Source organism: Providencia sp. (genome assembly GCF_003533305.1).
Classification (GTDB): domain Bacteria; phylum Pseudomonadota; class Gammaproteobacteria; order Enterobacterales; family Enterobacteriaceae; genus Providencia.
In genome coordinates this window covers 56,826-73,555 of sequence record NZ_DOEH01000021.1, presented here as the reverse complement: position 1 = coordinate 73,555, position 16,730 = coordinate 56,826, and the positions used below count along the sequence as shown (strand labels likewise).

At 38.1% G+C, this 16,730-nt stretch carries 11 protein-coding genes; 6 read left to right on the top strand and 5 right to left on the bottom strand.

What is annotated here, in order from left to right; translation table 11 throughout:
* Window positions 1–97 precede the first annotated feature (97 nt).
* From DD649_RS12835 to DD649_RS12820, 4 genes are read left to right on the top strand one after another with little or no spacing between them, the layout of a single operon-like run.
* Window positions 98–1,936, top strand: a complete 1,839-nt coding sequence (locus DD649_RS12835) for an AAA family ATPase (protein ID WP_294107484.1) — start codon at window positions 98–100, stop codon at window positions 1,934–1,936.
* A gap of 4 nt (window positions 1,937–1,940) precedes the next feature.
* Complete coding sequence (locus tag DD649_RS12830; RefSeq protein ID WP_294107482.1) at window positions 1,941–2,570, top strand: 4Fe-4S single cluster domain-containing protein; 630 nt, start codon at window positions 1,941–1,943, stop codon at window positions 2,568–2,570.
* A 17-nt stretch (window positions 2,571–2,587) separates the two neighbouring features.
* Entirely contained in the window at window positions 2,588–8,956 is a 6,369-nt protein-coding gene (locus tag DD649_RS12825; RefSeq protein WP_294107480.1) for an AAA domain-containing protein, read from the top strand.
* Between the two features lie 11 nt (window positions 8,957–8,967).
* Window positions 8,968–10,323, top strand: a complete 1,356-nt coding sequence (locus DD649_RS12820) for a hypothetical protein (protein ID WP_294107478.1) — start codon at window positions 8,968–8,970, stop codon at window positions 10,321–10,323.
* Window positions 10,324–10,418: 95 nt separating this feature from the next.
* Here DD649_RS12820 and DD649_RS12815 read toward each other — a convergent pair whose 3' ends face one another.
* From DD649_RS12815 to DD649_RS12800, 4 genes are read right to left on the bottom strand one after another with little or no spacing between them, the layout of a single operon-like run.
* Window positions 10,419–11,288 (bottom strand): metal ABC transporter permease, encoded by an 870-nt coding sequence (locus DD649_RS12815; protein WP_294107476.1) that lies wholly within the window; start codon window positions 11,286–11,288, stop codon window positions 10,419–10,421.
* The gene (locus DD649_RS12810; RefSeq protein ID WP_336430825.1) at window positions 11,281–12,171 is read right to left on the bottom strand and encodes a metal ABC transporter permease; all 891 of its coding nucleotides are present in this window, start codon (window positions 12,169–12,171) and stop codon (window positions 11,281–11,283) included. The genes DD649_RS12815 and DD649_RS12810 overlap by 8 nt, the downstream gene beginning before the upstream one ends.
* Entirely contained in the window at window positions 12,168–13,058 is an 891-nt protein-coding gene (locus DD649_RS12805; protein WP_336430824.1) for a manganese/iron ABC transporter ATP-binding protein, read from the bottom strand. Before DD649_RS12805 ends, DD649_RS12810 begins: the two co-directional genes overlap by 4 nt.
* A 1-nt stretch (window position 13,059) precedes the next feature.
* A complete protein-coding gene (locus DD649_RS12800; protein ID WP_294107472.1) occupies window positions 13,060–13,971 on the bottom strand; it encodes a metal ABC transporter substrate-binding protein in 912 nt (303 codons plus the stop codon).
* A 297-nt stretch (window positions 13,972–14,268) separates the two neighbouring features.
* Between DD649_RS12800 and DD649_RS12795 the strand changes: the two genes are divergently transcribed.
* Complete coding sequence (locus DD649_RS12795) at window positions 14,269–14,928, top strand: transglycosylase SLT domain-containing protein (protein ID WP_336430823.1); 660 nt, start codon at window positions 14,269–14,271, stop codon at window positions 14,926–14,928.
* On the opposite strand, the gene DD649_RS12790 is transcribed toward DD649_RS12795, so the two are convergent.
* On the bottom strand, window positions 14,922–15,626 hold the full coding sequence (locus DD649_RS12790; RefSeq protein ID WP_294107865.1) for a MarC family NAAT transporter: 705 nt from the start codon (window positions 15,624–15,626) through the stop codon (window positions 14,922–14,924). The two genes, DD649_RS12795 and DD649_RS12790, sit on opposite strands and share 7 nt — an antisense overlap.
* Before the next feature lie 450 nt (window positions 15,627–16,076).
* On the opposite strand from DD649_RS12790, the gene DD649_RS12785 reads away from it, so the two are divergent.
* Window positions 16,077–16,598 carry a GNAT family N-acetyltransferase gene (locus DD649_RS12785; RefSeq protein WP_294107470.1) on the top strand — a complete coding sequence of 174 codons (522 nt, stop codon included), beginning with the start codon at window positions 16,077–16,079 and terminating at the stop codon, window positions 16,596–16,598.
* Window positions 16,599–16,730: the final 132 nt, after the last annotated feature.

Sequence of the window (16,730 nt, the reverse complement as noted above, 5' to 3'; positions counted from 1 at the left end):
GTTCAGATAATCTGGATACAAAACAATATCAGCGAGCTTTTGATTCACAATTTAAGGTAAACTGACAAACAAAATCAAGATTGAGATAAGGGATGATATGGGCGCTGATTTTGAAAAACCACGCTGGTTAAGAGATTTAATTCGATTTATTCCATTGAAAAGCCAGTTTGTTTTATTTGGTAATGTTCGAGATTTACAAGCCAGTGAAATAGCACCAAATATTGTGACGCCTTTACCGTTTAATCAATCGCTATTTAATAGCTTATTTGAAATTGGTTATACGCATATCATTACCTATACGCCATTATTGGGTTTTCAATGGGTACCAAACCTAGCGCATAATGCGCAAGAGGGCGCTTTGCTGATGCAAAATCTGGGCCTTAATACCACAGATGATAAAGCGGCAGGTGGCATTGATATGCTCAATCACATATTAGATAAATTTGTAAACTATAAAGAGCAACCTATTGCACTTTGTATTGATTTTGCCTCATGTTTAATTTCTCATCGAGATAACTTAACACCAGCAGAACACGGCTTGTTTACGCGCGCATTAGTGGCTTCACACCAAGTCAAAGCTCGTCCTGCTGGAGAGAATAACTTACCGTTTTATAATTCATTATTTTGGATTGTTGAAAAAGAAACGGATTTACCTGATTGGTTCTTGGTGAATAACCCCCGTATCCGTGCAATTCCTGTAGCAAAACCGGATAGTCAAATACGGCGTATACTTGCGCCTACATTGTTAGGATCATTATCTGGTTTTACTCAAATTAGCGAGCCAGAAAAAGAAAGTCTTTTAAATGACTTTATCGATGAGACAGAAGGATTGTTATTACTTGATTTAACGGCAATTATTCAATTGGCACGAATTGAAAACGTAGATGTTATTCGAATCGGTGATGCCGTCCGTCGTTATAAAGTCGGGATCACCGAAGACCCTTGGAAGAAAATTGATAAACAAAAAATCCATCATGCGCCAGACGTTATTCAACGTCGAGTTAAAGGCCAGCAACATGCGGTCACCCATTTATTAGATATTATTAAACGCGCAATGACTGGTGTGGGAAGTAATAAAGGTGGGCGTCCCCGAGGCGTGGTATTTTTAGCAGGACCTACAGGGGTTGGTAAAACAGAGCTCGCAAAAACGGTTACGCAATTACTTTTTGGTGATGAAAATGCGTATATCCGCTTCGATATGTCTGAATTCAGTGCCGAACATGCTGACCAACGGCTAATTGGTGCTCCTCCAGGTTATGTTGGCTATGATTCTGGCGGTGAATTGACTAATGCAATTCGAGAAAAGCCATTTAGTGTTGTTCTATTTGATGAAATTGAAAAAGCACATCCTCATTTAATGGATAAGTTTCTTCAAATTATTGACGATGGTGTTTTAACATCGGGGCGAGGCGACCGTGTTTATTTCTCTGAATCTTTAATTATTTTTACTTCAAATTTAGGTATCTATCGACTTGATAGTAATGGGGAACGAGTTGCCAACGTACAGCCTCATGAACCTTTTGAAACCGTGACTCGAAATGTTAAAAGCGAGATAGAACGTCATTTTAAATTAGTGTTGAATCGCCCTGAATTACTTAATCGTATTGGTGAGAATATTATTGTTTTTGATTTTATTCGTCCTGATGTTGCTGAACAAATTTTCGAACAAATGGTGAGTAGTATTCTTTTAGGTATAGAGAAGCAAGGATTGGTTATATCGATATCAAATAACGCTAAGCAAATACTCAATAACTGCTGTTTAACTGACCTGTCCAATGGTGGGCGCGGTATTCGTAACCAACTCGAAACTCATTTAATTAATCCATTGTCCCGTGCAATTTTTGATAACGATTTACAAGTCGGTACTGCTTATCAAATCACTGATATTGTTCTTGGCGGAACAACTCAAATTTCGTTATCTCCTGTGGTGAATTAATGTAATGGAAATTAGTTTGTCTCGCATGCATTTTCCAGTCACAACGTTAGGGCCAGGTAACCGTATTGGTATTTGGATGCAAGGTTGCTCTCTACGCTGCAAAGGGTGTTTATCGCCGGATACTTGGTCTGTAAAAAATAATGGCATCACGGTTGAGGTACTGGTTGAACAAATGAAAGATTGGTTGCCTTTTGCCGATGGTATCACTATTTCTGGAGGAGAACCCTTTGAGCAACCTGAGGCCTTGCATTCTTTGTTAGTTGCAATACGCAAAATTTCTCAAGGAGATATTTTAGTTTATAGCGGTTATGAGTGGCATAAAATTGAGTCGCAAGTTTCTGCTATGAAAGGATTAATAGATGCGCTGATCAGCGAGCCTTTTCAAGTTAAAGCGACACAAACTAAAATACTCAGAGGTAGTGATAACCAACAATTACATATGTTAACAGCGCTAGGTCGAAAACGTTTTGAGCAGTACGAAAGAACGATGACTACAAAAGATAAAGTTTTGGATTTATCGGTTGATGAAACGGGACGGATTTTTCTAACCGGTATTCCTCAGCGTGATGATATGCAGCGTTTACGATTATTACTTGAGCAGCAAGAACAACCATTAAAACAACTAAAAAAATAACGATATTGGAACAACGGATGACCATGATACGCTTTTGCCCCCATTGCCATACAGAACGCCCTTTAACTGAAATTTTTTGCGCAGGGATGATTAATCTTGAACAAAATAACAGTAAAACCTGTGGCTGGGATTTAACGCTTGAGCCTATTCATGAGTCCGGTTGGCGACCATTAACGGGTGAAAGTGTTGGTCTTATTGACATACCAGTTGTTGAAACGGAATCAATAAATACAGATAATCCGTCGTTATCATCGCTTGTTTGTACCAATGGTCATCCTATGAACGACGGTGATTTCATCTGCTTTACTTGTGGCGCTGACGCTGCACCATCTCATGTACATGAAAACACAGACGCGCTTGCTCCTGAATCGCCAAAACAAATTATTGGTGATTGGCAATTAGAGCAGCGTATTAATGGGATTGATAGTACAAGAGAACGCTATCTGGTTAACCATGTAACGACAGGGCAATGTGGCATTCTCACGCTTTATCAAAAAGGTGAAGAACCCGATCCTGCTGTTTATCAAGTACTAAAATTAATTCCTACCGACCATGTTCCTGAATTTTATCAAATTGGTCGCTGGCAGCAACGGGCTTGGCATGTCACTGAACGCCTTAGTGGTGGTTCATTGAGCCAATTTATCGAACAAGGTGACTTTTGGCAGCCCACTGAGATCCCAAAATTAATTGAAGAAATGGGCCAAGCGATTGCTGTTTTTACTGAACACGGATTGCGGCATCGCGACTTGCGTCCATCAAATTTATTGATCCGCAGTCGTGATCCTCTTGATATTGTTGTGATTGAATATAGTTCTGCATGCTTATCTGAATTTGATCTTGATATTGTATCTCCTTTAGATATTTCCCGTTATAGCGCGCCTGAAACATTGGCTGGGGGAGTGAGTGCAGCGTCAGACTGGTGGAGTTTGGGGATTATTTTACTTGAGCAATTGACTCAAGGTGAGTGCTTTGCTCATATTCAAGATAATGCCTTTTTGATTCAAGTTATGACCAATGGTATTGATTTACCTGATGATATTGATAGCAATACACAATTGTTACTTCGTGGGTTATTGTGCCGCGATCGCTTTTTGCGTTGGCAGTGGCCACAAGTTTCTGCTTGGTTGCAAGGTCATCCTGTCCAGGCTCCTGAATCTTCAATCGAGAATTTTCAACCACAAAATCATCAAATCCAATTTGCTAGTTTTCAGTTCAGTCAACTCGATGCATTTGCGATGGTGGCGGGTGAGAAAAAGCATTGGGATGAGGCTGTTCAATTATTGATGCGTGGTGAAATTAGCTCATGGGTCGCTAAATTTACTAATGCAAATCAGGTGATTAAGCAATTACAGAACTTGGTTGATATGCAAGTTCATCAAGATATGGACGACAGTATTAGACTTACTTTGGCGTTGAAGATACTCAATCCTAATATGCCATTTGTCTATCGTGGCGAGATTATTACACCATCATGGTTACTTGATAATCCTTCATTAGCTTATCAACTTATTTGTGAACCATTAAGTCAATATATACAAGCGATTGATGCTCAGCATTGGTTGGTTCAGCTGTATTATCGCCAAAATCAAGTTCGTCAGCGGGCACAACAACAAAATATATTATTGAGTGAACAAAGCTTACGGCTTTATTTACTGATTACATCTATAAGCCAATTATCAGCCCGTTGGGATATTATTCACCAGCAATTTCCTGATTCACATAATGAAAGTTTACAAGCGCTATTTGATCGTCAAAATAAGCAAGATGTCGATTATATTTTGTTATTAAGTGCAGATATTGGTCAATTAATATCCCTCGAAACTATCATTAATGAAGCATCAGTATTAGCGAAACAACATGATGTTGATAATTTTAATGATGATAGTGCGAGACAGCAGCTTTTATTACCTCGCAATGAGTTATATTCATTATTGAGTGAATGTTTGAGTGATTTTAAAAGAATTGGAATTGCAGAATTAGATAGCTGGTCTGAACGATATCTATTAACTCGTCGCTTACCATTGAATAAAATATTAGTGATGTTGGCTGTGCCTATAAATCAATGGCAAGTTCCGGAGTCACAAAAATATATCTTAGAAGTATTACATTTTTTCTCGCAAAAACTCATTTCTGTCACCCAACGCGGTAGTTTAGTTCGTATGCGCTTAACGCAAAATACAGGCAGAGTTGATCTAACCGAATGTGATAATTCTTTGCATAGCTCATCAGCACATAGTGCTAGTGTGTTACTCGAACATATTATTAACCGAAAAAAAAGCGGCGTATCTATTGATAGTGACTTATTATTACAACGCAGTGGTGTCAATAATCGCTTACGTATTCTACAGTCTAATACGCAGTTATATCAAAGAGATACTGGTATTAATGGCATGTATCTTGGCTTTCCATTCTTATTGATTAACACTCAGCCGAATCTTGTGAAACCACGTATTGCCCCGTTATTTTTGTGGCCAGTATCATTGTTGTCATCAATTGCTCAAAATCGTCCAATTCAATTAAGTTTCGATAATGAAAGAGCAGCAATTCGTTTAAATCCGGCGTTAGCTAATTTTGTAGGGATCCCTGCTGTCAATGAATGGCAAAAAGTATTAGATAAATTACTATCGAAATCAGGGTTAAGTATTGAAGATATTATGGATACGTTGTCATCTTTATTGCCTGTAAAACAATCAATTTTGACCCCGTTACCGATAATTGACGACGCAATCGCCGATAATAGTGCTGAAATTGTGTGTTCGGCGGTGTTGTTCCATACTTCATTTATTGGTCAAGCAATGAGCAGTGACTTACAGCAAATCGCCTCATTGCCGATTAACCAAACCGCTCTAGCCACGATGTTGAACTTGCCTTTACATTCTAGCGATAACGAAAAATCCAGCTCGACTGATGTCCATTTTGACGCATCTACAATCAATCAATTCACACTTTCATTACTCGATCCTTCACAGGAACAAATTGTAAATACCGCTCGTACCAATACTGGGCTATTGATTGAAGGGCCGCCAGGAACAGGAAAGAGCCAAACTATTGTGAGTTTAATTGCAGATGCAATTGGTTTACAAAAAACAGCATTAGTGATTTGCCAAAAACCTGCTGCATTAGAGGTAGTTTATAAGCGGTTGGTTGCGAGTGGTTTATCAGACAGAGTGCTGATGGTTAATCAGAACCAAAAAAGCAGAGAGATTATTTTAGCGGTTAGAGAACAAATTGAGCAGCTATGGGCCAAGGAAAATAATGAAAAAAATTGGCTAGAACAGCGTTTGTACCTTGTTTCTCGTGTTCAACGTTTTGAAGAAAAACTAGACCATTATTATCAATCAATGTATCAGGTCGATAATACATATAAGTTGTCATATAAAGAGGCGCTCACAGGGCTAATTCAATTAGAGCAAAAATCACATTATTATTTTGATAACGAAAAAATTACCGAACATTTATGTTTATTAAATAAACACAGTTTTGAGGTATTAACCGAAGATTTAAGACAACATGGCCTACAATGGTGGCAACTTGACTATGAAAATAGTGCGTTAAGAAAGTTAGCACAATTTTCAGTCAATGATCTGCAATATGAATTAGTTAATCAATATATTGTGCCGTTTATCCAAACAGAAAAGGAACGTGAACAGGCTTATGCTTCTGCTTATAACAAAATAACGATTACACAGTTAACTAATCATGAGCAAGCGATTAAGCAATGTGAAGAACATTTGTTATCACAATCAGTGGAACAGTGGCAATGTTTATCGAAATGGTTAGTACTGTTTCTAAATCGGCGAGATGATGAGCGGGTGGAAAATAGTCTAATTGCTCAACTCGAACAATTAAATCAACGATTATTAGCCATTGATGACTTAGGTTGCGATCCTTTATTATTTCAATTATTGGCACCAATAAATAATCAAGTTTTAGCACAATTATCATGGGCTATTACCGATAAACTCGAAGGTTCATTCTTCCGTTTCATCAATCCATTTTATTATCAGCGTCAAGGTCGATTAAATAACTTTATCGCCTCCAGTGGAATGTTTGGTGATAAAGAAAAACTCATTGTTTTACTTAAAAATATCAAAGTTGAACAACAGTGGCGCTTATTATATCAAGAGCTTTTACCTTTTTATCAACAATTGTCCATTGAAACTAATACCCAAAATGGTGAATGGCGGCAAGCATTGCATGTTTTGATTGGACAATTAAAACAGGTTGAATCCTCAGCGGTGATATTAGCTCAATATCCCGAGCAGGAGCATATTATTAATGGGATAACCAATCAGCCACAGGCTGAATTTACTCAGCTTATATTTACTCAGCAATGCTTAGAAATTAAATCTGCTATTTTAAAAGCGACAATGCAGGCAAAAAGTTTACGGTTATTACATGTATTACAAAATGCATTCACAGAAGAGAGCTTTGAACAATTTAGTCAAGCGATCGATTTAGGACAGTCGCTGGCAAATGAGCTTGAGAAATTAAATAATGAGCTACCTAAACTAGCTAAATTTCAATTGTTTAGAGAACAAACTGCGCATTTTACTGATAGCCATTGGTATTTCTTGTCTTTAATGCATTCTAAGCTTGGTGATACGGCATCTTATGTTGAAAGCGATTGGGTTGACGAATTAATTCAATCCATTAAATATGAATTTTTTATCTACGTAAAAAGACAATTTGAAGTGCAAAGACCGGCTTTAGCAATGGATAATTTACAGTTTATGTCAGATGTGGCTCAACTAACAGACGCTCAAAAGCAATTACATGATTTTAATAAACAAGCGCTTCCCCTAAATATTGAAATTGAGAAATTAGCGTCGAGACGGGATTGGGAAGAGATTACGCGTTTGGCCGGACCTCGTGCTAGGCGTTTACGTGAATTTATTAGCGAAGGGAGCCAAATGGGATTAATGCAATTACGCCCAATTTGGTTGATGACACCTGATGTTGCAAGCCAAGTCTTACCGCTTAAAGCGGCAATGTTTGATAGCGTAATTTATGATGAAGCCTCACAAATGCCAATTGAGTTTGCACTTTCGACTCTGTTTAGAGGAAAAAAAGCTATTGTAAGTGGCGATGAAAAACAGATGCCACCTTCTAAGTTTTTTACGGGTAAACAGATAGAAGAAGAGGACAATGATGAAGAATTTGATGAGCAGCAAGATCAAGCTGATGCTCAATGGGACTATCGTCAAATCACTGATTGCCCAGACTTATTGCATTTAGCCCGAACTGTATTGCCAGTACATACTTTGGATATTCATTATCGTTCTGCTTATCGAGAGCTAATTAATTTTTCAAATTTTGCTTTCTATGAAAATCGTCTCAATATTCCAGCGCAGCTTTCAACAACCGCCGTTAATAAAATAAAACCACTACATTTAATCTCCGTGGGTGGTACTTATATCAATCAAAGTAATGAAGCGGAAGCTATTGCAGTTGTTGAGCATCTAGAAAAAATTTGGCAAATGCCGTTCGAAAAACGTCCTTCAATTGGTGTGGTAACGTTTAATCAAAAGCAAGCACTATTAATTAATCAACATATTCGAGCTAAAGCGCAACAAGATGAGTATTTCTTACAAGCTTATACGCAAGAAAACCAGCGGCAGAAAAATGATGAGGACATGTCATTTTTTGTGAAAAATGTAGAGAATGTACAAGGTGATGAACGGGACGTTATTTTATTCTCGACCACTTTTGGACGAAATGCCCAAGGGACATTTAGACGAAATTTCGGTGTATTAGGGCAAACAGGAGGGGAACGTCGTTTAAATGTTGCGATTACGCGAGCCCGTCAACAAGTCATTATTATGTCATCAATGCCAATTGATGAAATTTCTGACTTATTGAATACCTTTAGAAAGCCTGATATCCCTCGCGATTATCTTCAAGGCTATTTAGCCTATGCGACAAATGCATGTAACCCATTAATGCAAAAAGAGAATGAACGTTTGCTTAATCGTATGTGCCATACTCAGACTGCGATTGAATCTAGTTATCATCAGCAAGATGCATTTATTGAATCTGTTAAAGCATTTATTCAGTTAAATGGCTGGAAAATTGCTCAATCAAAACAGACAGATTTATTTTATTTTGATTGCCTAATTGAGGATGAAAATAGCGGCAATTTTCTAATTGGTATTGAGTGCGATATGCCCTTTCATCCTTTATTGAAAAATGCGCGAGCAAGAGAATTATGGCGTAAAATGGTGCTAAAACAAGTGGTTCCAGTGTTTCATCGTGTCTCCATCAAGGAATGGTATTATGACCGCACTATGGCACAACAACATTTATTTGAGGCTGTGAATCAAGCTTTATTACTTTCATCCACCACAAAGACGTCAATGACGAGCATTTGTAACCAAAACAGTTAGGTAGCTTAGAGATGAGTTCATCCGTTCACCGCATTACCGTTAGAGAAATGAATGAAATCAAATGTCGTCGCCAGCTTGCGGTGATGAATCGTTTGTTCAAACAATGGCAAAAATTGAGTCAACAGGGAAACTATAACGAAAAGCGAATTTCACAACTGAATACGATATATACAAAAATTGAGAGGGATGCCCTAGAAATTGCAAAACAGACGTCTCGTCATTTAGTACAGCTCAATAAAGATGTAAAAGAATTTACTGTGGTCTTGATGGAGGAAATGCGTGATGTCAGGGAAAAAAGGCTTGATCAACAAGCGTTAAACGCAAGGACTGAGATATATCGACAACGTAATTATATTGAGCTCATTGCACTTCTTCGCCAGCAGTTACCAACAGAAACGGATTTGATTTCAGCGCTAGAACAAGCGAGTAGTTTAAGTGTCGAGCAGATGAATCTGTTAGTTTTCCGCGCACTTTCTGTATTAGAAATTAATTCGACACAACCAACTGATGTTGAAAAGCAGTTATTGAGCGAATTAAAAGCGCAATCGGAAGAGGTTAAGCAATTCTGGCATAGTGGTGCACCCCAAAGTCCATTTTCTTTACAGTGCGAACAAATTGCACTGATGATTGAAAAACTAAAACAAATCGGTACGACTCAGGAAGTTCAAAGTAGTGAGCAACAGCTTAATTTGATTCAGGCAATGGAACAAAGCTCAAAACGTCATTTGCGTGCAGATTCACTCCTATTAACAATGGCTTCTCAGCTGAGAGAGAGTCAGCAAAAAATAGAATTAGTTGATAGAATTGAACAATTAATTGATGAATTAGCTATTTTTGAAAATGCAGACCGTACCGTGATTGAGGATGCATTAAAACTGATGAATAGTGGTACCTTGATTCAATATACACAAATGATTGAAAAACTTGAGGTAATTATTGAGCAAGCGGAACAGAAAATCATCGCTCAAGCGCAGAGAAAAACGGTATTAGATGGTCTGAGTCAATTAGGTTATCAAGTTAACGATAATGCAGTTAAGTCATGGCTAGATGATGGAAAAGTGGTTGTGACACATCCTTCAACTCCAGGTTATGGATTGGAATTAGGGGGAACTCAAACGCGTTTTCAAACACGTACAGTGGCTTTTTCAGCTGATAGAGATATTAACCGAGACAAAGATGTAGATGCAATATGGTGTAGCCAACATCAACAGTTGCAAGAAATTATTAGTACATCAGACGGGGAATTAGTTGTTGAACGTGCGCTAGCTGCCGGCAGTGGCGAAATGAAAGTGTATGAAAATCAGAATGAACAAAATCAAAGTCACAATAAGGTGCTATATAACCGCCCTCGTACGATGAGTAAATAAATTCACTACTAGTACGATAATGACAAATAGAAAGGCCGAATAGGGTAAATATCCTGACTCGGCCTTTTTTATTTAGTTCTATTTTTTATAACATCTTAAGCAGCGTGCAATTTATTATTAGTCGAAATTTTTGATTTTTTCCGGGCTAAAACTAACTTGCTATATATTAATGCAACAATAAAGTAGACCGCTTGAGTCACGACGATAGTCGGCCCTGTGGTTGCATTAATATGGAAACTTAAAATAGTCCCAATTACACTCGATGTGACAGAGGCAATTACCGCAATAATCAGCATCCAGCCAAAGCTACGACATAGAACGAAAGCAATGATGCCGGGGGATATTAGCATTGCAATGACTAATATGATCCCAACTGCTTGCAACGAAGCCACAATGGTTAAGGCTAGTAGTGAAAGTAATCCATAATGAATTAATTTGACAGGAAGGCCGATGACACGAGCCTGATTAGGGTCAAAACAGTACAGCATGAAATCTTTTCGTTTTAATAAAATGATAGCTACTGTGATGCCAGCAAATAATAAAATTTGCTTAAATTCATCATCGGTAATACCTAAAATATCACCAAACAAAATATGAGTAAGATGCTGTGCGGTATCGATTTTTGCGAACATAACCAGACCAATAGCAAACATACCCGAAAAGACAATACCCATCACGGTATCTTCTTTTATTCGGCTATTTTCTTTTAGGTATCCGGTTGCGACTGCGCAAAAAAGTCCTGACGCAAATGCACCAATGGCGAGAGGTATCCCAATTAAAGAGGCAAGAATAATTCCGGGAAGCACTGCATGAGAAATCGCATCTCCCATTAGAGACCAACCTTTTAAAACTAAAAAACAAGACAATATGGCGCAGACAGTACCTGTCACAATGGCGGTAATCAAGGCTTTTTGCATAAATGGAAATGCAAATGGTGCCATCAACAAGTCAATAAAATCACTCATTTGAGGCTCCTTGTTGTTTTTCTTGGTGCAAGATTGCGACTTCTTTTCGTGCCTTACGGCGAGAAGCAAATAAACCATGTTTAGGGGCGAAGAAGAACGCAAGTAAGAAAATAACAGTTTGCAATGTGACAATTAAGCCACCCGTCGCGCCATTTAAGAAGTAACTTGCATAAGCACCAACAGCACTGGTTACTGTACCGATAGTGACTGAAATAATCAGTAAACGTTTAAACTGATCAGTTAGCAAATAAGCGGTTGCACCCGGGGTTACTACCATCGCAATGACTAATATTGCTCCGACAGTTTGTAATGCAGCAACGGTACAGGCACTTAATAAGGTAAAGAAAATTATTTTTAAGCGTAACGGATTTAATCCAATCGAGCGGGCATGGCTTTCATCGAAAAAGACAGCTAATAAATCTTTCCATAAGCACATTAATACCACGAACGACACAGCGATAATGATCTCGACTTGTAGAACGTCGGCGTCTGCAATACCGAGAATATTACCAAAAATAATACTTTGTACATTTACTGAAGTTGGGTTTAGCGAAACAATTAACAGTCCGGCGGCAAAGAAAGTCGAAAAAATAAAACCAATGACCGCATCTTCACGTAAACGAGTTAAATGTTTAACTAATGTCATAGCAAGTGCAGCCAGAATACCGGTAAAAAATGCCCCTGCGGCATAAGGTAAGCCCAATGCATATGCACCTGCAACACCCGGAACAACCGAGTGGGAGAGTGCATCTCCCATTAATGACCAGCCTTTGAGCATCAGATAAGCCGAAAGGAAAGCACACACTGCGCCAACAATGGCACTGACCCAGATAGCTTTCGCCATAAAGTTGTACTCAAAAGGCTGTAGTAACAACTCAATCATTCTGATTCCTTAGGCTGGTTTTTCCTAACCGGTGCATCATGGTCGTGACCATAGAAAACAGCTGCTCGTTCATCATCGGTAATAACGGTAATTGAGCGTGGATCATCATCGTCATGTAGTTCTTGACCTGACAGGTTAATGTGTCTCAGAACACCACCAAAGGCTTGTTGTAAATTTCTTTGTGTAAATGTGGTCTCTGTTGGACCGCTTGCCAATACGGTACGATTAATCAAAATAACTTGGTCACAAAATTCTGGCACACTACCTAAATTGTGAGTAGAGACTAAGATTAAATGCCCTTCATCACGCAAACTACGCAGTAAGTCAATGATTGCATTTTCCGTTTTGACATCAACACCAGTAAAAGGCTCATCTAGTAGCAAAACTTTACCTTGCTGAGCAAGGGCTCGAGCTAAAAATACTCGTTTTTTTTGGCCACCGGAAAGCTCACCAATTTGTCTGTCTTCAAGCCCAGAAAGGTCAACTCGCTCTAATGCTACCTTGACGGCTTCTTTATCTTCTTTTTTAGGGATACGGAAAAAACCCATTTTTCCATAGCGTCCCATCATCACCACATCAGAAACCAATACTGGGAAGTTCCAATCAACTTCTTCTGTTTGCGGAACATAGGCAATTATGTTTTCTTTCAAAGCGGCTTTTATTGGTTGATCGTTTAGGGTGACACTACCGGATGATGGGGTCACTAAACCCATCACCGTTTTAAATAGTGTTGATTTACCACTACCATTTACGCCAACAAGTGCGCAAATTGATCCACCAGAGATATTAAAACTTGCATCATAAATGGCGGTGTGACCATTGTTATAAGTCACCGTCGCATTATCAACGACTAGATTTGGATTTTGGTATTGATTTGAGTTACTCATATTACTGTGAAAATCCTTTAGCAATCGTGTCTACAGTGGTCGTTAATAGGTCGATATAAGTGGGTACAGGGCCATTTTCGGTAGAAAGGGAATCTACATAAAGGACGCCGCCATATTTCGCGCCCGTTTCTTTACTGACTTGACGTGCGGGTTTATCCGAAATTGTACTTTCACTAAAAACAACTGGAATTTTATGCTTGCGTACGGTATCTATGACTTTTTTTACTTGTAGAGGAGAACCTTGTTCTTCTGCATTTATTGGCCATAGATAGACTTCTTTAAATCCGTAATCCTTAGTTAAATAGCTAAAGGCACCTTCGCTTGAAACTAGCCAACGTTCATCTTCTGGTATACGATTTAGACGTTCACGCAATGGCGCATCAAGTTCTGCGATTTGCTGTGCGTATTTTTTGGCGTTTGCATTATAAATCTCAGCATTTTCTGGGTCATATTTAACGAATGCTTGGCGAATGTTTTCGATATAAATTTTTGCATTTGCAGGTGACATCCACGCATGTGGATTTGGATTATCTTTATATTCACCTTCGCGGATAGGCATTGGTTCAATACCTTCAGTTAGCACAACGGCTGGCACATTTTGAAAATTTTCAAAGAAACGCTGGAACCACACTTCTAAATTCATGCCATTCCATAAAATAAGATCAGCGTCATAAGCTTTCATAATGTCTTTAGGAGTAGGCTGATATCCGTGAATCTCAGCACCAGGTTTAGTAATTGATTCAACAATGGCAGCGTCACCAGCTACATTTTGAGCCATATCTTGTAGGATCGTAAAGGTAGTGACTACTTTGAATTTTTTAGCAAAAGCAGGTTGGCTGACAAATAAAATGGCAGTTAAAGCAAATAGGATGGCTCGTAGAGGTGCAGATAATCGCGATAATTTGTTCTTCATAAAAATTGACCCTGATATTATTGGCTTAGTATTATTTTAACTGTATTGTTACTGTGGTTATGTAACCAATATATTTTATAACTCAACTGATAATGATTATCAATATCATTTGTGAAAAATGAGTATAAATAATGGAAAAGAGCATTTTATCTATTTAAATTTGTTATTTCATCTATGGTTATGATTACTATTATCTATGACTAAAACACGTCCTTTAGTAAAAGTTAAGTAAAAATTATTTTATTTTTCTTGTGATTAGTTATTCTTTCATCTTCTTGATTCGCAGAGGTTACTACAGTGAAAAAAATGATAAGCAGTGCCTTTGTGCTTCTGCTACTTGCTGGTTGCTCAAGTACCTCCGAGCGCCCCGTGAAAAAACAGCGTATGTTGGACAACACTAATCAACAACCAATCACAACACAAAATACGGCATTTCCTCGTACTCCATTCGATGAATTCATTCGAGAATCAGCTTCCCGCTATAGCGTTGATGAGACTTTAATCAGAGCCATTATTGAAGTCGAATCTAATTTTAGGCCAGAAGTTGTGAGTAAATCTAACGCGATAGGACTAATGCAAATAAAAGCTTCTACGGCAGGGCGTGATGCATATCGCTATCATGGTAAATCTGGCGAACCTACCTCTGGGGATTTAAAAGATCCACGAAAGAATATTGATATTGGCACTACTTATATTCGTATTTTAAAAGAGCAACATTTAGCAGGCATTAATCATCCGCAAACAATGTACTATGCAACGGTTGTCGCATACGTAAATGGCGCTGGAGCGTTATTAAGAACTTTTGATAATGATAAAGGCAGAGCTATTGCTATGATTAATAATTTATCTCCTGAAGAGTTTTATCAGCACGTACAGGCTAAACACCCTGCATCACAGGCTCCACGTTATTTATGGAAAGTTAAAAATGCCTATAATGCATTAGCCGTAAGCTATTGATATTCAGTTATTAGGTGTGGGAGCTGCGCGACAATTTCAACGATACCGTTGATAACAAATTGCACTCCCATACAAATCAACAAGAAACCCATCACCCGGCCAATTGCATCAATTCCACTGTTTCCAAGCCAACGCATAATTGAAGTTGCTCCTCTTAAACCTATCCAAACAATTAAGCTAGTAATCACGAAAGTAATAACAGGTGCTACCTTGAGTATCCAAGGTGCAAAGCCAACATCGCCTTGTAAGGATGCCGTGGAGCTTATAATCATTGCAATCGTTCCGGGACCGGCAGTGCTTGGCATCGCCAGAGGAACAAATGCAATGCTGGGTGATTCTTGACGTTTTTTCGAGACATTAGGATCATCTAAAGAAGGGGAGTTATTTTCATCAGAATTATCATTACTTGGAAACAGCATGCCAAAACCAATGAATGCAACAATAAGTCCTCCGGCAATTCTCAAACCTGGTATTGATATACCAAAAGTATTCATAACCAGTTGGCCTGCATAAAAAGCAACAGTCATGATAATAAAGACGAAAATCGATGCGAGAAATGCTTGATGATTTCGTTGTTCTTTTGTCATATTCGCTGACAAACTGAGCATAACGGCAATGGCTGTCAGAGGGTTAGCGAGTGGTAGCAGTAAAACGAGCCCTATACCAACAGCTTGAAAAAGCTCTAGGAAATTTGTCATATAAATAATTCCAGATATCAATAAGTGCGATGTAAAAACTATATGTATGGGACTATAACAAAAATTGTTATGAATCTGTAGATTAGCAGATGGTGGTTACAGATTAAGGTTGTTGGAACAAGTTAGGGATTAAGTATTTACGTGGAGAAAAATCATTCAACTGATGAATAAAGTTGTTCACATTAACTGTGGATAACCGTCGGGTTCAGTTGTGAATAACCTGAATATTATCTTATATAACAAGGCAGTGAGGGTATGGGTTAAAAGTGTCCAAAATGAAAGGCAAAAAAAAACCTTTTTATGGGGGTCATAAAAAGGTCAAAGGCATCTATTAGCAGGGTGTCTATAATGTCGATATGGACTCATTATACTGACTGTAATGTCGTTTACTGATATTTTATGTAAATTCGTTAAAAGAAATAGGGTGTAGCTAAACGTAAAGGTGCATATATGCCAATTAAATTACTTTCAACCATACAACATGAAGAAGAGCCACTTGAATCGTTATTAATAGATTGTGTTAAAAGTGGTGCATCGGTTGGTTTTATTGCGCCATTACAGCAATATGACGCAAAGCAATATTGGCAACAGGTGGAAACAGATTTACTGGCTGGAAGCAGGAAGTTATTGGTATTTTATGTAGAAAAACAAATTGCAGGGGCATTACAACTATCATTTTGCCAAAAAGCGAATGGATTACATAGAGCTGATGTTGAAAAATTAATGGTTCATTCTGATTTTCGTCAGCAAGGTATTGGTAGGCAATTACTGGAGTTTGCAGAAAAGTTTGCTTTAGAGAACCATCGGTCATTGTTAGTATTAGATACACGAACTAACGATGTAGCTTCATATTTATATTGCCAACAAGGGTATATTGAGGTTGGTAAAATCCCTAAATTTGTGACAAATGAAAAGAATGAATTTGAAAGCACGACGATATTTTATAAGTTACTTTGTGATCAGATTGAATAAGTAACTAATTATTAGGTCATTTTTTGATTGGTTTCTATTTGTTTGCCGTCAATTCTATAGATAGCCGTATAAAGCTAGAGTTTTCTTTACATAGATTTTTTGATTTTAAAAATCACTTTACGCAATGCGGTA